This is a genomic window from Xenorhabdus lircayensis (assembly GCF_016306625.1).
GTDB classification, from domain to species: domain Bacteria; phylum Pseudomonadota; class Gammaproteobacteria; order Enterobacterales; family Enterobacteriaceae; genus Xenorhabdus; species Xenorhabdus lircayensis.
In genome coordinates, this window is record NZ_JACOII010000053.1 from 52,149 (window position 1) to 71,586 (window position 19,438).

General features: G+C 43.3%; 18 protein-coding genes and 1 other RNA gene. 12 read left to right on the forward strand and 7 right to left on the reverse strand.

Annotation, left to right across the window (positions count from 1 at the left end; genetic code table 11):
- The first annotated feature begins 56 nt into the window (after positions 1-56).
- Complete coding sequence (gene lpdA, locus H8A87_RS15130; protein ID WP_198690875.1) at positions 57-1,484, forward strand: dihydrolipoyl dehydrogenase; 1,428 nt, start codon at positions 57-59, stop codon at positions 1,482-1,484.
- Between the two features lie 131 nt (positions 1,485-1,615).
- Here lpdA and H8A87_RS15135 read toward each other — a convergent pair whose 3' ends face one another.
- The 3 genes from H8A87_RS15135 to H8A87_RS15145 all read right to left on the reverse strand — a co-directional run bounded on the left by H8A87_RS15135 (position 1,616) and on the right by H8A87_RS15145 (position 3,665).
- Complete coding sequence (locus tag H8A87_RS15135) at positions 1,616-2,263, reverse strand: GNAT family N-acetyltransferase (protein ID WP_198690772.1); 648 nt, start codon at positions 2,261-2,263, stop codon at positions 1,616-1,618.
- Positions 2,264-2,289: 26 nt separating this feature from the next.
- Positions 2,290-2,982, reverse strand: coding sequence for a GNAT family N-acetyltransferase (locus tag H8A87_RS15140; RefSeq protein WP_198690773.1), 693 nt, complete (start codon positions 2,980-2,982; stop codon positions 2,290-2,292).
- 242 nt (positions 2,983-3,224) lie between these two features.
- Positions 3,225-3,665, reverse strand: coding sequence for a hypothetical protein (locus tag H8A87_RS15145; RefSeq protein ID WP_198690774.1), 441 nt, complete (start codon positions 3,663-3,665; stop codon positions 3,225-3,227).
- 379 nt (positions 3,666-4,044) lie between these two features.
- Here H8A87_RS15145 and acnB point away from each other — a divergent pair, with 379 nt between their 5' ends.
- From acnB to H8A87_RS15170, 5 genes are all read left to right on the forward strand, one after another.
- The gene (gene acnB, locus H8A87_RS15150; protein WP_198690775.1) at positions 4,045-6,642 is read left to right on the forward strand and encodes a bifunctional aconitate hydratase 2/2-methylisocitrate dehydratase; all 2,598 of its coding nucleotides are present in this window, start codon (positions 4,045-4,047) and stop codon (positions 6,640-6,642) included.
- Positions 6,643-6,821: 179 nt separating this feature from the next.
- On the forward strand, positions 6,822-7,193 hold the full coding sequence (locus tag H8A87_RS15155) for a YacL family protein (protein WP_198690776.1): 372 nt from the start codon (positions 6,822-6,824) through the stop codon (positions 7,191-7,193).
- A 174-nt stretch (positions 7,194-7,367) separates the two neighbouring features.
- On the forward strand, positions 7,368-8,240 hold the full coding sequence (gene mscS / locus H8A87_RS15160; RefSeq protein ID WP_198690777.1) for a small-conductance mechanosensitive channel MscS: 873 nt from the start codon (positions 7,368-7,370) through the stop codon (positions 8,238-8,240).
- A gap of 178 nt (positions 8,241-8,418) precedes the next feature.
- The gene (argO, locus tag H8A87_RS15165; RefSeq protein WP_198690778.1) at positions 8,419-9,042 is read left to right on the forward strand and encodes an arginine exporter ArgO; all 624 of its coding nucleotides are present in this window, start codon (positions 8,419-8,421) and stop codon (positions 9,040-9,042) included.
- Between the two features lie 101 nt (positions 9,043-9,143).
- Complete coding sequence (locus H8A87_RS15170; protein WP_332460381.1) at positions 9,144-9,878, forward strand: oxidative stress defense protein; 735 nt, start codon at positions 9,144-9,146, stop codon at positions 9,876-9,878.
- On the opposite strand, the gene H8A87_RS15175 is transcribed toward H8A87_RS15170, so the two are convergent.
- Positions 9,875-10,780 carry a LysR family transcriptional regulator ArgP gene (locus tag H8A87_RS15175; RefSeq protein ID WP_198690780.1) on the reverse strand — a complete coding sequence of 302 codons (906 nt, stop codon included), beginning with the start codon at positions 10,778-10,780 and terminating at the stop codon, positions 9,875-9,877. The genes H8A87_RS15170 and H8A87_RS15175 overlap by 4 nt on opposite strands.
- A 127-nt stretch (positions 10,781-10,907) precedes the next feature.
- On the opposite strand from H8A87_RS15175, the gene rpiA reads away from it, so the two are divergent.
- Both rpiA and serA read left to right on the forward strand, forming a co-directional pair.
- Positions 10,908-11,567, forward strand: coding sequence for a ribose-5-phosphate isomerase RpiA (gene rpiA, locus H8A87_RS15180; RefSeq protein ID WP_198690781.1), 660 nt, complete (start codon positions 10,908-10,910; stop codon positions 11,565-11,567).
- Positions 11,568-11,838: 271 nt separating this feature from the next.
- Positions 11,839-13,080: a phosphoglycerate dehydrogenase gene (gene serA / locus H8A87_RS15185; RefSeq protein ID WP_198690782.1), complete on the forward strand. Its 1,242-nt coding sequence runs from the start codon at positions 11,839-11,841 to the stop codon at positions 13,078-13,080.
- 67 nt (positions 13,081-13,147) lie between these two features.
- Here serA and H8A87_RS15190 read toward each other — a convergent pair whose 3' ends face one another.
- The 3 genes from H8A87_RS15190 to zapA all read right to left on the reverse strand — a co-directional run bounded on the left by H8A87_RS15190 (position 13,148) and on the right by zapA (position 14,435).
- Entirely contained in the window at positions 13,148-13,744 is a 597-nt protein-coding gene (locus H8A87_RS15190; RefSeq protein ID WP_198690783.1) for a 5-formyltetrahydrofolate cyclo-ligase, read from the reverse strand.
- Between the two features lie 48 nt (positions 13,745-13,792).
- Positions 13,793-13,977: non-coding RNA, 6S RNA (gene ssrS / locus H8A87_RS15195), on the reverse strand.
- Between the two features lie 152 nt (positions 13,978-14,129).
- Positions 14,130-14,435, reverse strand: coding sequence for a cell division protein ZapA (gene zapA / locus H8A87_RS15200; RefSeq protein ID WP_198690784.1), 306 nt, complete (start codon positions 14,433-14,435; stop codon positions 14,130-14,132).
- Positions 14,436-14,699: 264 nt separating this feature from the next.
- On the opposite strand from zapA, the gene H8A87_RS15205 reads away from it, so the two are divergent.
- Genes H8A87_RS15205 through ubiI form a run of 4 tightly spaced genes read left to right on the forward strand, consistent with a single transcriptional unit; the run spans position 14,700 to position 19,101 of the window.
- Positions 14,700-15,278, forward strand: coding sequence for a YecA/YgfB family protein (locus H8A87_RS15205; RefSeq protein WP_198690785.1), 579 nt, complete (start codon positions 14,700-14,702; stop codon positions 15,276-15,278).
- A 44-nt stretch (positions 15,279-15,322) separates the two neighbouring features.
- A complete protein-coding gene (gene pepP, locus H8A87_RS15210; RefSeq protein WP_198690786.1) occupies positions 15,323-16,639 on the forward strand; it encodes a Xaa-Pro aminopeptidase in 1,317 nt (438 codons plus the stop codon).
- Between the two features lie 24 nt (positions 16,640-16,663).
- Positions 16,664-17,854 (forward strand): 2-octaprenyl-6-methoxyphenyl hydroxylase, encoded by a 1,191-nt coding sequence (gene ubiH / locus H8A87_RS15215; RefSeq protein ID WP_198690787.1) that lies wholly within the window; start codon positions 16,664-16,666, stop codon positions 17,852-17,854.
- Between the two features lie 14 nt (positions 17,855-17,868).
- Positions 17,869-19,101 (forward strand): FAD-dependent 2-octaprenylphenol hydroxylase, encoded by a 1,233-nt coding sequence (gene ubiI / locus H8A87_RS15220; protein ID WP_198690788.1) that lies wholly within the window; start codon positions 17,869-17,871, stop codon positions 19,099-19,101.
- The last annotated feature ends 337 nt before the right edge of the window (positions 19,102-19,438 follow it).

The following is a 19,438-nucleotide window of genomic DNA, read 5'->3' on the forward strand; positions in this document are numbered from 1 at the left end:
CGGTGGAATATGTTTTTTTTCGTCTGACCCGCCGGACAAACAATTAAGAGGTCATGATGAGTACTGAAATTAAAGCCCAGGTAGTGGTGCTTGGAGCAGGCCCTGCAGGGTATTCTGCTGCTTTCCGTTGTGCAGACTTAGGTTTAGATACTGTTCTGGTTGAGCGCTACTCTACTTTGGGTGGTGTTTGTCTTAATGTTGGTTGTATCCCATCTAAGGCGCTGCTTCATGTTGCAAAAGTCATTGAAGAAGCAAAAGCACTGGCACAACACGGTATCGTGTTTGGTGAGCCACAAACTGATATTGATAAAATCCGTCTCTGGAAAGAAAAAGTTATTTCCCAGCTGACAGGTGGTTTGGGCGGCATGGCTAAGGGCCGTAAAGTTAACGTTGTTAACGGTATTGGTAAATTTACAGGTGCTAATACTCTGGTAGTCGAAGGCGAGAACGGCGCAACAACGATTAATTTTGATAATGCCATTATCGCAGCGGGTTCACGCCCAATTCAACTGCCTTTTATTCCACATGGTGATCCGCGCGTATGGGATTCTACCGATGCACTGGAGCTGAAAACTGTTCCAGGACGCCTGCTGGTAATGGGCGGCGGTATTATCGGTCTGGAAATGGGGACTGTTTACCACGCTCTGGGTTCTCAGATTGATGTGGTAGAAATGTTCGATCAGGTAATTCCTGCTGCGGACAAAGACATTGTTAAAGTGTTCACTAAGCGTATCAGCAAGAAGTTCAACCTGATGCTGGAAACTAAAGTGACCGCGGTAGAAGCTAAAGAAGATGGCATCTACGTGACAATGGAAGGTAAAAAAGCACCTGCTGAACCCCAGTGTTATGACGCGGTTCTGGTTGCTATCGGCCGTGTACCCAATGGTAAATCGCTTGATGCTGGTAAGGCGGGCGTTGAAGTTGATGAGCGTGGCTTTATCCATGTTGATAAGCAAATGCGCACTAACGTGCCTCACATCTTCGCTATCGGTGACATCGTTGGTCAGCCAATGCTGGCACACAAAGGTGTTCACGAAGGTCATGTTGCGGCTGAAGTTATCTCTGGCAAGAAACATTACTTCGATCCAAAAGTTATTCCATCCATTGCTTACACTGAACCAGAAGTGGCATGGGTTGGTCTGACTGAGAAAGAAGCGAAAGAAAAAGGTATCAGCTACGAAACCGCGACCTTCCCATGGGCGGCGTCAGGCCGTGCAATCGCTTCTGACTGTTCAGATGGTATGACCAAACTGATTTTCGATAAAGAAACCAACCGTGTTATTGGTGGTGCTGTTGTTGGTACTAACGGCGGCGAACTGCTGGGTGAAATCGGTCTGGCTATCGAAATGGGCTGTGATGCAGAAGATATCGCTCTGACTATCCACGCTCACCCAACACTGTATGAATCAATCGGTATGGCTGCGGAAATTTACGAAGGCAGCATTACTGATTTGCCAAATCCTAAGGCAAAGAAAAAGAAATAATTCTTTAGATTTATACCCAGTGGATTTCAAGTTGCAGGGTATAGCAGTGGTGAATAAACGGCTCCCATAATGGAAGCCGTTTTTATTTCCCATTCGTTTTTTCAATCATGTAATCACCTACACAGTTAAATTTATGGCGTATATTTTCTAAGGCGATAAATATTGCCGATAGCTGACCACTCATTTCTCTCTGATGGATTTAATACCATTGATGTTGTTTCAAAGTCGGGGAAACCATAAGGCTCAAATCCCAAACTTTTATAAAAAGAGACAGCGTATGGTTTAGCACTCACTTGCAATTCCCCACCATTACCCAGATTACAAGAAAGTTCTACCGCTTTTTCAACAAATAAACTGCCGCCACCTTGGCTGCCAGGATGGGTGAGCATAAAACCTATTTTATCTACTCCTTCATTATAAAAAGAGGTGCTTCCTGTGACAAAAGTCATCACTCCTATGGGAGTCCCTTGCACTAAGCAGATAAAGTAACGATGAAATTTTATTGTATTTATTTGATGAATGTCTTGATAGATCTCCTCTATTTCATGAGATACAGCGATGAAGGTATTATGCCTTTCTATATCTGGATGAGAAGGGGGATTTAATGTTGAATACCAATCGCATGTGTTGCCCTTAATTCGAGCGAGTGCGATAAACATTTCATCTTTACTGACTTCTTTTATCACTGTTTGGAATAATCGGTGATATCTTTCTTTGGGTGATTCTCTTATGTGAATCTTTGAAAATAAGTTATTAAATATTGCTCTAGGTGATTTCATAATATGGCTTCGTATAATGTTTTTAATTACAGTAAATTACATCGCCAATTAAAATTAAATAGATAACTACCTCTTCTAAGTCGATACCCATTGGAGGATGATATCCATCTATTACTATTGGCTGGCGTCAATCTCATAGTTGTTATATCAAAATTTCTATTACCTTCTGCTATAAAACCAAAATGTTCATATATAGGTTTTGAGTAGGGTTCTGCATTTAGCATTAATATTCCTGAATGATTTAAGGAGGCAGATAGATTAACCGCATGTTCAATAAGTAAACCCCCATATCCTTGACCAGCAGGATACGTTAGCATATATCCTATTCTGTCAGCAGGATCAGCGGAAAGAGTCGGTGAGGCAGGAATGAATATCATAATACCAACGGCTTTTCCTTGAACTGAGCAGACAAAATGACGATGTACATTTATTCCTCCAATATCCGGATTTGAATAAATATTTTTTATCGAAGAATCTGTTTTTATAAATGTGTTATGTCGATTTGCCTCTGATGAATCTGAATATGATTCTGTTTTTCCTTGAGATTCCGATACGTTTAGATTTTTAAGAGCCATCAGCATTTCAGTTTTTGAGATTTCTCTAATAATGGCCTGATATTCGGGATAATGCTGTTCTCTAACATTGGTGCTTGCATTAGGCTCTGCATTTATGCCATTTAATTCTTGATTTGTAATCATGGTATAGCCTTCATCTTTCAATTTGTTGCTTTGTTGCTTTGTTGGTTTTGTTCACTTATTCCTGTACCAGTGTTACTTATGTATACTAGGATTGCTTTATTTTCCGCCGTGTTCTAACTTAAAATCTATTAAATATATCAACACTGGCTATTAAATTGATAATGTCCATTGTTATTTATCCATTTGTCATTTTCTTTAGGTACTAACAGCATTTGCACAGAATTTATTTTTTTGAAGCCAAAATTTTGATAAATTTCTTCAGTTTAATTCATTGGAATTATCTTTAGATTACCAGAGTATCCTATTTCAAACGATTTATTGACTGCATGCTCAATAAGCCGATATCCCGTATTTCTTATTCCGGGGTGGATGGTTAATATGTTGATAGATGGGACATGGGGAGGATATTTTGCAGAGGTGTATAATAGTAAGAAGCCCACTGCAACTTCATTAATATAGTAAGTGAACGTAAAGTGGGAAGAATTATTTGAACAGGTTGAATTAAGTATATCTTTTAAGGTTTTTTCCAATTGGTATAACATCTCCAATGAATTGGTGCAGCGATTATTCCATTTTCTTATTTCCATGTCTGTACCTGCACAGGAGTATGTCCAGTCATCTTTAATCATGACTTTTCTTAATTTCATTAATAAATAAAGTGTGTCAATAATATTAGTTTCTCTAATTATTGGATTGTAATTCATATCGGTTTATTCTCTGGGTATAACAAATGAAATTATAACTTAGATGGAAGTTAATCATGTCATCTGTATCTGACAAGTCTCGGAAGATAAAAGTTAAGGCATTTTCGGGTCTCAATAGCAAAAAACAGCATATTTATCTATAAATACTCTTTTTTATGACATTTATCTAGAATTTTATCACCGTGTAATGTTGATTTTATGTGAATGAATTAACATGCTATTCAAATTTTGGTATGCTAAGTGTCCGAGGTTGAGCATAATTCTGATGTTATGCGAGCAAAATCCTCTGACCTGGCACCCTTGATGATTGTTTTCAATGATCGTTACCGGGTGCAGACAGCCGGGTATATAAAATGACAATGAGAGCGAGGAGAAAGTCGTGCTAGAAGAATACCGCAAGCACGTAGCCGAGCGTGCAGCTCAAGGCATCGTCCCTAAGCCATTAGACGCAGCACAAGTAGCAGCGCTGGTAGAATTACTGAAGAACCCACCTGAAGGTGAAGAAGATTTCCTGTTAGATCTACTGACCAATCGTATTCCTCCTGGTGTAGATGAAGCCGCTTATGTTAAAGCGGGTTTCCTTTCTGCCATTACTAAGGGGGAAACTGTATCTCTCTTGGTCACACAGGAAAAAGCCATTGAATTATTGGGAACCATGCAGGGCGGGTATAACATCCACGCTTTAATTGATGCTCTTGATGATGAAAAATTGGCACCGATTGCGGCGAAAGCGCTTTCTCATACTTTGCTGATGTTTGATAGCTTCTATGACGTAGAAGAAAAAGCAAAAGCGGGTAATGCCCATGCTAAACAGATCATTCAGGCATGGGCTGATGCAGAATGGTTCCTTGAACGCCCTGAGTTGGCGGAAAAAATTACTGTTACTGTCTTTAAGGTTACGGGTGAAACCAATACCGATGATCTCTCTCCTGCACCTGATGCGTGGTCACGTCCTGATATTCCTCTGCATGCTTTGGCAATGCTCAAGAATGCCCGTGAAGGCATTGAACCAGATCAAGCTGGTGCCGTAGGCCCGATTAAGCAAATCGAAGCATTGAGTAAGAAAGGCTATCCATTGGCCTATGTCGGTGATGTTGTCGGTACGGGGTCTTCCCGTAAATCAGCAACTAACTCTGTATTGTGGTTTATGGGGGAAGATATTCCATTTGTGCCAAATAAACGCGGTGCAGGTGTAGTATTGGGTGGAAAAATTGCCCCAATCTTCTTCAATACCATGGAAGATGCGGGGGCGTTACCAATCGAAGCGGAAGTTTCCAAACTCAATATGGGTGATTTGGTTGATATCTATCCATATAAAGGTGAAATCCGCCATCACGAAACGAATGAGTTATTGTCTACTTTTGAACTGAAAACCGATGTACTGGCCGATGAAGTACGTGCAGGTGGTCGTATCCCATTGATTATCGGCCGTGGTTTGACTGGAAAAGCACGTGAATCACTGGGTTTGCCGCACAGTGATGTATTCCGACAGGCAAAAGCGATTGCGAAAAGCGATCGTGGCTTCTCACTGGCACAGAAAATGGTTGGCCGTGCTTGCGGCGCAGTCGGTATTCGTCCGGGAGAATATTGTGAGCCGAAGATGACTTCTGTGGGGTCTCAGGATACTACTGGGCCAATGACGCGGGATGAATTGAAAGATTTGGCGTGTCTGGGCTTCTCTGCGGATCTGGTCATGCAGTCATTCTGTCATACAGCGGCTTATCCAAAACCTGTTGATGTGACCACACATCATACTCTGCCTGATTTCATCATGAACCGTGGTGGGGTATCGCTGCGTCCAGGGGATGGCATCATCCACTCATGGTTGAACCGCATGTTGCTGCCAGATACGGTAGGTACAGGTGGAGATTCCCATACCCGTTTCCCAATTGGTATCTCTTTCCCCGCGGGTTCAGGGCTGGTGGCATTTGCTGCTGCAACTGGCGTGATGCCGTTGGATATGCCTGAATCTGTATTGGTGCGCTTTAAAGGGAAAATGCAACCTGGTATTACCCTGCGTGATTTGGTTCATGCAATTCCTTACTATGCGATTCAGCAAGGCTTGCTGACTGTTGAGAAGAAAGGTAAGAAAAATATCTTCTCTGGTCGTATTCTTGAGATTGAAGGTCTGCCAGAACTCAAAGTTGAGCAGGCATTCGAATTGGCTGACGCATCAGCGGAACGCTCTGCGGCTGGTTGTACCATTAAGTTGGATAAATCACCGATCATTGAATATCTGCAATCGAACATCGTATTGCTGAAATGGATGATTGCGGAAGGCTATGGTGATCGCCGGACATTGGAACGCCGTATTATTGGCATGGAAAACTGGCTGAAAGATCCTCAATTGCTGGAAGCAGATGCAGATGCAGAATACGCTGCGGTAATTGAAATTGATCTGGCGGATATTAAAGAGCCTATTTTGTGCGCGCCTAACGATCCAGATGATGCGCGCCTGTTATCCGTAGTTGCTAACAGCAAAATTGATGAAGTCTTTATTGGTTCTTGTATGACTAATATTGGTCATTTCCGTGCAGCGGGTAAGTTGCTGGATCAGCATAAAGGCCAGTTACCGACTCGTTTGTGGGTTGCTCCTCCAACTAAGATGGATGCCGCCCAATTAACGGAAGAAGGCTATTACAGCGTCTTTGGCAAGAGCGGGGCCCGCATCGAGATTCCTGGTTGTTCATTGTGCATGGGAAATCAGGCGCGAGTAGCGGATGGTTCGACTGTAGTATCTACTTCTACCCGTAATTTCCCGAACCGTCTCGGCACGGGTGCAAATGTTTATCTGGCTTCTGCGGAGTTGGCTGCTGTGGCTTCACTGTTGGGTCGCTTGCCAACGCCAGAAGAGTATTTGCAATTCATGGATAAAGTGGATGAAACCGCAGCAGATACTTATCGCTACCTCAATTTTGATCAATTGGGTCAGTACACAGAAAAAGCGGATGATGTGATCTTCCAATCTGCTGTGTAAAAAAGTATATTGCAATGAATGGGGGGCAAATGCCTCCCTTTTTTTATGTCTATCGTTTTATGACATCTTTGTGGCAATTTTTGTGTCAGTTTGTGGACTGCCTCAGAGGTGGGGCTGGCAGAAATGTTTAAAATCCAAAGGTGTCTGTTTGGTATAAGCCAAAATAGTGGAGGTACATAATGGAATATGAATTTATGCAGGATGTTACTGGTCAGGTAACAACATCTTTTTCAATGGATCATGAAGCTATCGGTCATTGGTTGAATGAGGAAGTGAAAGGTGATTTCAGCATATTAGATAAAATCACCGCGGCATTGGAAAATATTAGAGGCAGTGAACGCCAGTGGCAGTTGGCAGGTCATGAATATACGTTATTGATGAGTGAAGGTGAAATCATGATTAGGGCTAATCAACTCCAGTTTGATACCGAGATGATAGAAGAGGGAATGAGTTATTACGATAACGAGAGCCTGGCTTTTTGTGGAGCAGACGATTTTATCGATATGTTAGCTGATTACAGAGAGTTTGTTTTGCAAAAAAATCAAACATAAGTATTAGTGTTCAACCAACGATGGCTTTCTGCCATAATCAATATTCCATCATATTTGAGTGTTGTGATCGTAGCTTTTCTATTTTTTGAACCGGAACCTATGTTGATCGGTGGAGTTCATAGCAAATAACGGCACTGAATGGAGATAGGTTCCAACAATAACGGTGGGCTTTGTATGGAAGAGATCAATCTGTCAAATGAGATTGATAAAGCGGCAGGCTGGTTTACCAGCAATCAGGATTTACTGATTCAGTATGCGGTGAATATTGTATCTGCCATTTTGATTCTTATCATTGGTTTATTTATTGCCAAGCTAATCAGTAAAGCTGTTAAGCGTGTTATGTCATTGCGTGGTATTGATGCCACTATTTCTGATTTTTTATCTGCGATTATTCGTTATGCCGTTATCGCGTTTACGATTATCGCGGTTCTTGGGAAATTGGGCATTCAGACTGCGTCTGTGATTGCGGTTATCGGTGCCGCAGGTTTGGCAGTCGGTCTGGCATTACAAGGCTCTTTGTCAAATTTTGCAGCAGGTGTTTTGTTGGTGATCTTCCGTCCACTGCGTACTGGTGAATATGTCAGTATCGGTGCTGTGGAAGGAACGGTAGTGCAAGTACAGATTTTCTCTACGACATTGCGCACGGCAGATGACCGTATCATCGTGATCCCCAACGGTAAGATTATTGCGGACAATATTATTAACAATAGTCGTGAACCTAACCGCCGTACCCAGATTATGGTGGGGGTTGCATATAATGCGGATATTGATGAAGTGAAAAGCGTGTTGGGTGATGTAATTAAAGCGGATAAACGCATTCAACATGAAAAAGGCGTCACTATTCGTCTACATGAAATGGCACCTTCGTCATTGAATTTTGTTGTGCGTGTATGGACAACCAACGGTGATGCTTGGAATGTGTATTGGGATTTAATGGAAAACTTTAAGCGTGCTTTAGATAAGCATAATATCGGTATTCCATTCCCACAAATGGATGTTTATCTGCATCAGCAGCAAGCAGCCTTACAGAAGAATACGGGCGAATAATTAAAATATCTTGGTGTGGGAATTTCTGTTGTTCACACCAAAGATAAATACAAGTTTGAATAAAATCGGCATCATTTTTTCTAATGATGGATAAGAAAGATTAATTTTCACTAATATATGATATTGCTTAATATGCATTAATACCGTAACTAATTGAATAATTATTAGGAATTTTTGCATGTTTTCAATATTTATACAGGGGTTTTTCCTCAGCGCTGCGATGATCCTTCCACTTGGGCCACAAAATGTGTTTGTAATGCAGCAGGGGAGCAGAAAACAGTTTCATTTAATGAGTGCGACGTTATGTTCCACCAGTGATGCTCTTCTCATTATCGCAGGAATATTTGGTGGAAGTGCTTTGCTTGGGCAATCGACATTTTTGCTGCAAGTAGTGACATGGGGAGGTGTCGCATTTTTGCTATGGTATGGATGGTCTGCCTTTTGGACAGCGCTATCGGCGGAAATCGAACTTTCCGGCGCTGCAAATATTGTCCAAAGCCGCTGGCGAGTCATAATGACGCTATTTGCAGTGACATGGCTGAATCCCCATGTTTATCTGGATACCTTTGTGGTATTGGGAAGCATAGGAGGGCAATTATCAGTAGAGCTTAGGCCGTGGTTTACCATCGGAGCAGTGATGGCATCAATCAGTTGGTTTTTTGCATTGTCATTTTTAGCCGCGTGGTTTTCACCTGTGCTCAACCGGCCTCTATCACAACGAATCATCAATATTTTTGTCGGCTGCGTGATGTGGTACATCGCTTGGGGCTTAATTAAGCAAGGATTACAGATTTTTTACTGATTTCAGCACTTTTTCATAGTTAGTGTGTCTTTATAGATAGTGTGCTAATGTTTCTGAAAGCACCTTACTCATGTAAATTTGCTGTATTTGAAGGAGGTTTTGTGAAATGTAAATCACTGGCATTGGCTGCGATGATGACTTTGGGAAGCTTGTCTTGCATGACTGCTTCTGCTGCTGAATTGCCATCTATTCCACATATTTCTACTTCTGGCAACGCGGTAATTAAAGCGGCACCAGACATGGCTACGTTGATGATCCATGTGAGCGAGACTCAAAAGAGCGCAGCAGATGCAAAGAAAAAAGTGGATGGGCGTGTCGCGAAATATTTCGATTTTCTGAAAAATAGTAGCATCGAAAAGAAAGATATTGATGCTGCCAATTTACGCACTCAGCCAGAATATCAATATGAACAAAAGACGGGTAAATCAACTATCACGGGCTATAGGGCATCGCGTTCAGTTGAAGTTAAAGTTCACAAACTAGATCAGCTGAATACCTTATTGGATGGCGCCCTGAAAGCTGGACTGGGTGAAATTAATTCGATTCAGTTTAGTGTTGATAATCCGCAACGCTATCGCGATGAAGTCAGACAAAAAGCTATTGAGAATGCTATTCAACAGGCGGCTGCACTGGCAAAAGGGTTCAATGGTAAGTTAGGGCCTGTATATAGCATCAATTACCAGGCTCCAGAAGCTGTGCCAGCGCCGATGAGCCGCCTGAAATATCAGACAGCTCTGATGGCAGCATCCGCCTCAGATTCAGCCAGTGAAACTTATGAACCACAGAGCATTGAATTTTCTGATCACGTCGACGCAGTTTTTGAATTACAACGTTAATTAATTTCATCTTCCTGACGTAACATCTGACGTCCTAGTTTTAGCAGGGCGTCAGTGACTTTTCTCATCGCTCCACTCTCAGGGGCAAAACGATGCCAATAAAGCATACGGCGTTGGTACAGCCCTGGGGTTAAATCAACTAACTCACCAGCTTGCAGTTCCTTGCCGATTTGCAAGTGTGGGATCATGCAACAAGTCGAGCCTTGCTTTGCCAATTGAACGAACGCTTCAGAAGAATTCACGATGTGGCAGGGCACACTACCCGGTGATAAATCAAAATTCTGTTGCAAAAATGCTTGATGCATATCATCCAGATGGTCGAATGCGACGGCAGGTGCTTTCAGTAATGCTGAACGAGTCACTCCATTTGGGAAAAAACGCTTTGCGAAATCTGGAGAAGCAACAAACAGATAATCGAGGGCACCTAACTTATCAACTAAACAGCTTGGCAGAGGTTGAGATTGAATGCTAACCGCCCCGACAACTTCCCCACGCCGCAAGAGTTCCTGAGTTCGGGTTTCATCTTCCACCTGAATGTTTAGCCGAATAGGTAAATCGGACAAAACAGGATGAAGAGCCGGTAAAAGCCACGTAGCCAGACTATCCGCATTAACTGCGAGGGAGAGCAACAATGGGATATCATGACCATTTTCATCGCCGAGCCATTGTGCTTCCAGCAATTCTACCTGCTGTAATAGCGCGAGCAGTTTTTGCCCTTGCTCTGTGGGGCGGGGTGGGACGGTACGAACCAATAGTGGCTGACCAAACAAATTTTCTAATTGTTTAATTCTCTGGGATACCGCGGATTGGGTGATACAAAGTTTTTGTGCCGCCCGTTCGAAACCACGTTCTCGTATCACGGCATCTAATGCTTGCAGAGATCGGTAATCAGGACGTTTCATTGAAAATAAGATTCTCCGTTTATGTGGCCTAAATAGCACTATGCCATATTTTTTCGTGGGGTGAGGCAATATTGTTTATACTAGCTGTCAGATTTTTCCTTGTAACTGATTATAGGCAGTGATTGATATGACTCAGGATGAACTGAAAAAGGCAGTAGGTTGGACAGCATTGGAATACGTCAAACCAGGCACAATCGTAGGTGTTGGTACAGGTTCAACAGCAGCGCATTTTATTGATGCGTTAGGAACTATCAAAGATAAAATTGAAGGTGCGGTGTCTAGCTCAGAAGCATCGACTGAGAAACTGAAAAGCCTCGGAATTCCTGTACTTGACTGCAATGATGTTGACACGTTGGATATTTATGTTGATGGCGCTGATGAAATTAACGGTCAGATGCAGATGATCAAAGGCGGTGGAGCAGCATTAACCCGAGAGAAAATCATTGCCGCTGTTGCGAAGAAATTTATCTGCATTATTGATTCGTCTAAGCAAGTGGATGTGTTGGGTAAATTCCCACTGCCGGTTGAAGTTATCCCCATGGCACGTGCTTATGTTACCCGTGAGCTGGCTAAATTGGGAGGAACACCGGTTTACCGTGAAAACGTGGTGACAGATAATGGCAATGACATTCTGGACGTCCACAATCTTTCCATTGTTGATCCCATTGAATTAGAAAGCAAAATCAATGCTATCGCTGGCGTGGTAACTGTTGGCCTCTTTGCCAATCGTGGCGCTAACGTGGTGTTGGTAGGGACTTCGGACGGAGTTAAAACAATCACGGCGTAATCGTTTATTGAAGGCAGAATATTCTGCCTTCAAAATATTTTTGTACTTATACAAAAAAAGAAAATTTGGTGATATATATCACGTTTATGTCTATGTAAGCATCAAAATCCTGCTTTTTTTCTGTAACTTGTTATTTTATTTTGCATAACAACTTATTTACTGTTGCTTATTCTGTGACATGAGCAATCGATTGTATTGCCGTTGTCGTTTTTTTTGTTATTTTGGTGGAATCGATATGCGTTATGAAAATGAGTACAACTAGGGCGGGCAAATGGTTAAGGTATCTTTAGAAAAGGATAAAATTAAATTTCTGCTACTGGAAGGCGTTCATCAAAGCACAGTAGACAACTTAAAAGCAGCAGGGTACAGCAATATTGAATATCACAAAGGGGCACTAGAACCTGAAGCGCTGAAAGAAGCGATTCGTGATGTTCGCTTTGTGGGGATTCGTTCCCGTACCCAGTTGACTGAAGAGATTTTCGCCGCAGCGGAGAAACTGGTTGCAGTCGGATGTTTTTGTATTGGTACCAACCAAGTTGATCTGAAAGCCGCAGCAAAACGCGGTATTCCTGTATTTAATGCGCCATTCTCCAATACTCGTTCAGTAGCTGAAATGGTATTGGGTGAACTGTTGTTGTTATTGCGCCGTATTCCGGAGGCGAATGCGAAAGCACACAATGGTGTATGGGATAAACAGGCAAAGGGTTGTTATGAAGCGCGCGGGAAAAAACTAGGTATCATTGGTTACGGCCATATTGGTACACAGCTTGGTATTTTGGCTGAAAGTATCGGTTTGAATGTCTACTTCTATGATATTGAACATAAATTACCATTGGGTAATGCACAGCAAGTTCATCATTTGTCTGAATTGTTGAATATGAGTGATGTTGTGAGCCTGCACGTTCCTGAAACTGCTTCAACCAAAAATATGATAGGGGCAGAAGAATTAGAACTAATGAAGCCAGGTTCAATTTTGATCAATGCATCACGGGGTACCGTAATAGATATTCCAGCATTGAGTGAAGCGTTGGAGATTGGGCATCTTTCTGGTGCTGCGATTGATGTATTTCCAATAGAGCCTGCAACAAACAGCGATCCTTTCATTTCACCATTAAGCAAGTTTGATAACGTACTGCTGACGCCGCATATCGGGGGGTCGACACAAGAAGCCCAACAGAACATCGGTTATGAAGTCGCGGGTAAACTGGTCAAATACTCTGACAATGGTTCTACGCTGTCAGCAGTCAATTTCCCAGAAGTTTCACTCCCTGTCCATGCCAAGGATACTAACCGATTACTGCATATCCATGAAAACCGTCCAGGTATCTTGACCAGCATCAACCAAGTGTTCACTAATCAAGAAATCAATATTGAAGCACAATACCTACGGACTGAAGGCAATATTGGTTATGTGGTGATCGATATCACGACGCAGAATCCAGCTCAAGCCGAATTGGTATTGCAACAATTGAAAGCCGTGCCTGGCACGATCCGTTCTCGTTTGCTTTACTGATTAACTTTACTGCTCAAAAAGAAGGGGTTATTGAAGAAACAATAGCCTCTTCTGATAATTTAAAGTTTCACGTCCACCGCCATACTTTTTCTGGTGTAATGATTTCTGGCAGAGGAATATCCCAACTTGCACTGGGTAATGTTTCGACTAACTGAAAGTCGTGTGCCAATCCAATAGGATAAAAATGCTGTTGTTGCCATTTGGCGAGAGTCCTATCGTAAAATCCACCACCCATGCCTAAACGTTGCCCTGTGCAGTCGAAAGCAACGAGTGGAATAAACATGACATCAAGCTCAGAGACGGGCAACACCAGCCGGATATCCAACGCAGGCTCTTCTATATTAAAGTGGTTCCGAACGAGGGGCGTATCAGCGCAATAACGCAGGAACAGTAGATGATGCCGGCTGAAAGGATGCAATATTGGCAAGTAGACCTGTTTATTTTGTTGCCAAAGTTGTTGAATCAACGGGCGTGTATCTAATTCCCCATCAAAAGGGAGATATAGGGCAATTTTGTTGGCTTGCTGAATCTTCGGATGAGCTATAACCTGTCTGGCTGCTTGTCGGGAAAATTGCGATTGTTGTTCAGGGGATAGACTTTGACGCAGTTGTCGAAAGTTTTTCCGAATCGATTTTCGGAGAGAAAAAAAAGAATCTGATTGCATGATACCTGCCTATTAATGCAGAAAAGAATACAAAACAGATAAAGATGGGGATTCTCCAAGATGCCGTTGCAGGTGGTAACCCTTGAACCCTTGGTTCAAGGTGAACGCAGTGTTGCTTCTATTAGGCTTCTTAGTCTGGGCCAAGCATGCTCACAAAAAGCAGATCACCACATTCTATGGAGATGAAATATCGGCTCAGGGGACTTACCTGCTCACGAACACCTCAGAGAAATTTTTTTGCTGCTTAAACCACCTAAATAGGCTCTTAAGCAGCGTTATGAAGCCTATTGTATGGAACTAAATGAAGAAAGCAACTGCTTATATTAATCTATAGTGACTACTGCCTGATTTATCAACAAGACTCAGTTTATTGACAGATGGAGTATCAAGTAATTTTACCTTGTTCTAACAATGCTTTTTCAATGGTCTGCTGGAGCATTTTTATTTTTTGTTCCATGTTGTAGGAATAATCACGGGTTTTCATCTTCTCCTGTGCCAACTCGTGACAGACATTCAGTGCTACAATAAAAACCAGTTGCTCAGTGTTAGTTACTCTGGTGCGTTCTTTGAGGTTATGTAAACGCTGATCAAGTTCCTCAGCAGCAGCTTGCAATGCTTCTATCTGCTCTGGTGGACAATTGACACGTAATGACCGCCCAAAAATCTGAATATCTACTGGTTGTGCAGACATGACACCTTCCTGATTTATTACTGTGCCGATACCTTGATTTTGACATATACCCCTTACCTTTCAAATTGCCGCTTTATTGGCTGTGTTACAACTTGAAATCTATTGGGTATAAATTAAATTTTGATATAAAAGCAAGGCCGACACTAATCATTACCGTACAATACCAAAAGCCCCCTCCTTATATCGGTGTGTGCTGTCTGGTATAGCGACTCCCCTTGATGGTAGCATAGTATAAACTTATATCGCCAACGATGATCAATATACATGTCTATACAAAGCTCATTACCTAATTATCAATCATTTGATGAAATTTTGCATCAACAGTCCGTTGCGCTGACCGCAGCAGAAATGCATGGCTTAATCAGTGGATTACTATGTGGTGGAAATCATGATAGTAGTTGGCAGGCATTGGTGCATGATCTGGCTAATGATGGTCTGGCATTTTCTCAGATTCTGTCTATCCCGCTCAGGGAATTGTACGAAACGACATTTGAATCACTGGATGACAGTAGTTTTGCTTTTAATCTACTACTTCCTGATGAAGAGGCGGGGATTTTTGAATGCGCCGATGCATTATCGGGATGGGTGAACCATTTTTTACTGGGATTGGGTGTGGCGAATCCAAAATTGACAGAAAAGCCGGAAATTCAGGAAATTGTCACTGATTTACGTAACATCGGTATGCTGGGGTATGACGAAAGCGAAGATCAGGAAGAATTGTCTCAAGCCCTTGAGGAAGTGTTGGAATATGTTCGTGTTGCAGTCCAACTTTGCTACATCGCTTTAATGACGCCGAAAACCTCAGGTAGTGCAAAAAAAAATGAAAAGCCAACGCTGCACTGATTGGCGATAAACCGACTAATAATAATGAAACCGCAGGAGAGGGTATGACTAAACAAGAATATTTATCCCGTCGTCAGGCATTATTGTCAAAAATGGCACCGGCCAGTGCGGCCATTATTTTTTCTGCTTCGCCCGCGAGACGTAATTCAGATAGCGAATATCCCTATCGTCAGCACAGTGATTTTCTTTACCTGACAGGGTTCAGTGAGCCGGAAGCAGTTCTGATACTGATCAAAAGCGATGAAACTCACAATCATAGTGTGTTGTTTAATCGTGTTCGCGATTTGACTGCGGAAATTTGGTTTGGTCGTCGTCTTGGGCAAGAAGCTGCTCTGGAAAAACTGGGGGTGGATCGCGCCCTGCCATCCAATGATCTCAATGAGCAGCTCTATCTGCTATTGAATGGCTTAGAAGTGGTTTATCACGCCCAAGGAGAGTTTGAATACGCTGATAACATCGTATTTAGTGCCCTGGATAAATTGCGTAAAAATAGTCGTCGTAACCTCAGTGCTCCATCTGTTATGTCGGATTGGCGTCCGTGGCTGCATGAAATGCGCTTGTTTAAATCGGACGCTGAACTAGCAATCATGCGTAAAGCTGGAGAAATCAGTGCACAGGCGCATACGAGAGCGATGCAGGCTTGCCGTCCTGACATGTTTGAATACCAGCTTGAAGCCGAAATTCATTATGAATTTACCTGTCAGGGCGCACGTTATCCTGCCTATAACACCATAGTTGGTGCGGGAGAAAATGCCTGTATTCTGCATTACACTGAAAATGAACGCCGAATGAAAGACGGTGATTTAGTGTTGATCGATGCAGGATGTGAGCATGAAGGATATGCAGGCGACATTACGCGGACATTCCCAGTCAATGGCAAGTTTACGCGCCCCCAACGTGAAATTTATGACATTGTTCTAGAAGCCATCAACGTCTCCCTTGAACTGTACAAGCCAGGCATCAGTATCCGAGAAGTCACGGAGCAGGTTGTGCGCATTATGGTTAAGGGGTTGGTGAAATTGGGGATTATGCATGGTGAAGTCGAACAATTGATCGAAACCAGTGCTTACCGCCAATTTTTCATGCATGGTTTGAGTCACTGGTTGGGATTGGACGTACATGATGTGGGCTATTACGGTGTCGATCGCGATCGCATTCTGGAGCCGGGCATGGTGTTGACTGTGGAACCGGGGCTTTACATTGCACCGGATGCGGATGTTCCACCGGAATACCGTGGTATCGGTATCCGCATTGAAGACGACATCGTGATAACGGAAACAGGGAATGAAAACCTGACAGAACATGTCGTGAAAGAGCCGGATGAGATAGAAGCGCTGATGGCGCTGGCAAGACAGGGTTAAGGTCAAAGTAATCAGGAAGTTATAATGAACGTGATTATCGTGGGCGGAGGAATGGCAGGGGCCATATTGGCACTGGCTATTTCTTCGTTGAGTCGGGGGCAATTGCAAGTCTCCTTGATTGAAGCGGTAGAACCCACTCAGGAGCATCCCGGTTTTGATGCAAGGGCTATTGCCTTGGCTTATGGTACATGTCAGCGCTTGAATCAGATAGATGTTTGGTCGGCGCTGAAACATTGTGTTACCCCAATAACTCACGTTCATGTCAGCGATCGTGGCCTTAGCGGTTTCGTCAATATCCGCGCCAATGACTATGACATTCCGGCATTGGGTAATGTGATTGAATTGCATGATGCCGGAATCCATCTGTTTGATTTATTAAAACAGTCACCGAATATCAAACTTTACTGTCCGGCTAAAGTGCATTCCGTCGAGCGCTTGGAAACGTCCGTGATTGTTACGCTGGATAATGGCGAAAAGCTAACTGGTGAATTGCTGGTGGCTGCGGATGGTAGCCATTCTGCTATAGCTCAAGCGTGCAATATTCCATATCAGCGACAATCTTATGGTCAGGTGGCGATTATCGCGAATGTCCTGACTTCAGAACATCCTCAAGGAAGGGCATTCGAGCGTTTTACTGAACATGGCCCGTTGGCACTATTGCCTATGTCTGAAGGACGCAGTTCTCTGGTATGGTGCCATCCGTTGGAAAAACAGTCAGAAATTAACCGCTGGAGTCAGAACGAATTCCTCCAACACCTGCAAAAAGCGTTTGGTTGGCGTTTGGGCAAAATGTTGGAAACGGGTCAGCGGCACAGCTATCCACTGGCTTTATCGACATCCAGTAGGCAGGTCAGTCATCGTCTGGCACTGGTGGGAAATGCGTCCCAAACTTTGCACCCGATTGCTGGGCAGGGTTTTAACTTAGGGATGCGTGACGTTATGACGTTGGCACAGATCATTTCGGAAGCGGCGGTTTCAGGGCAGGATATTGGTGCCTATAACGTATTGGCTCAATATCAGCAGCAGCGTCATGCAGATCGTGAAACGACCATTGGTATCACGGATGGGTTGGTCAGGTTATTCGCCAATGACTACTTGCCGTTAAAGATTGGGCGTAATCTTGGCTTGATGACAATGGAAATATTACCGCCGATGCGGGATCTATTTGCCCGCCAGACATTGGGTTGGGTTGCCCAGTCACCATTGGCAGATTAAGAGGAAAGAAAAACATGCAATCATTTGATGTGGTCATCGCAGGGGGTGGTATGGTTGGCCTTGCGCTGGCCTGTGGTTTGCAAGGTAGCGGTTTGCGCATCGCGATTGTAGAAGAACATCCACCGACAGAGACATTTGATGGCAGTGATGAACATGCGTTGCGTGTTTCGGCCATCAATGCAGCCAGTGAGCGATTACTAACCCATCTTGGTGTCTGGCAGAATATTCTCGCGATGCGAGCTAGCCCTTATCAGGGCATGGAAGTTTGGGATCAGGATAGTTTCGGCCGTATTCAGTTCAATGCGGCGGAAAATGGTCTGACACATCTTGGGCATATTATCGAAAACCATGTGATCAGACAGGCGCTTTGGCTACGTGTAGAAAGCCTGCCAGATGTGACGTTTTTTACCCCATCCTCTCTCAAGAATGTTGCTTGGGGAGAAAACGAAGCCTTCATGACCTTATCAGATGGGGGCATGCTGACTTCGCGCCTGGTCATCGGTGCAGATGGTGCTCATTCTTGGTTGCGCCAGCATGCCGATATTCCGCTGGCCTTCTGGGATTATGAGCACCATGCATTGGTAGCAACCATTCGAACTGAAGAGCCTCATGAAGGTGTTGCGCGTCAGGTTTTCCACGGTGATGGAATACTGGCCTTCCTTCCGTTGTCTGATCCTCATTTATGTTCGATTGTTTGGTCACTACCAGCGGAATCTGCGCAGCAGCGCAAATCCATAGAACCTGAATTGTTTAATCGACGGTTGAGCGTGACCTTTGACATGCGGCTTGGACGATGTGAACTGATCAGTGAGCGACAAACCATCCCATTGATGGGGCGTTATGCCCGTAACTTTGCCGCGCACCGATTAGCACTATTGGGTGATGCGGCACATACCATCCACCCTTTGGCGGGTCAGGGCGTCAACCTGGGATTTATGGATGTAGCTGAACTGATTGGTGAATTGAGCCGTTTGAATCGGCAGGGAAAAGACATTGGTCAGTATCTCTATTTGGGGCGTTATGAACGTCGCCGTAAACACAGTGCTGCGGTCATGTTGGCAGGAATGCAGGGATTCCGTCAGTTATTTGATGGTAATAACCCAGCTAAAAAGTTATTGCGTGGTATTGGATTAGCGTTGGCCGATCACTTACCGGGAATGAAACCGCAATTGCTTCGCCATGCAATGGGACTAAACGATCTTCCTGACTGGCTTATTTCTCAAACCTCTTCGGTTGAAAAAATCTAATTCAGTCTCTCATTTAGGATTAGTTTTTCTCATATTAGACTAAGGTGTGCTCAGTTGATTTACTTCACACTTTAGTCATTTTCTAATCAAAAAAGATTGTTTCCTGCCGTTTGTTACAAATATTGAGTGTCTTGACGCAATAAATTAGACAAAAATTCTGCATGATAGTGAACGTGTTTTCAGATTATCACTCCAGTGCAGCTAATTTATTTTATGGTTCATTTCTATTTTCAGTGATAACTTCTGATTCCAAGGTATCGTTTGCGTGATTAACCGCTTCTTTGCTTCATGATCCAACACCTGCCGGTTAATACGCCACATGTTTTTTCAGGTCACG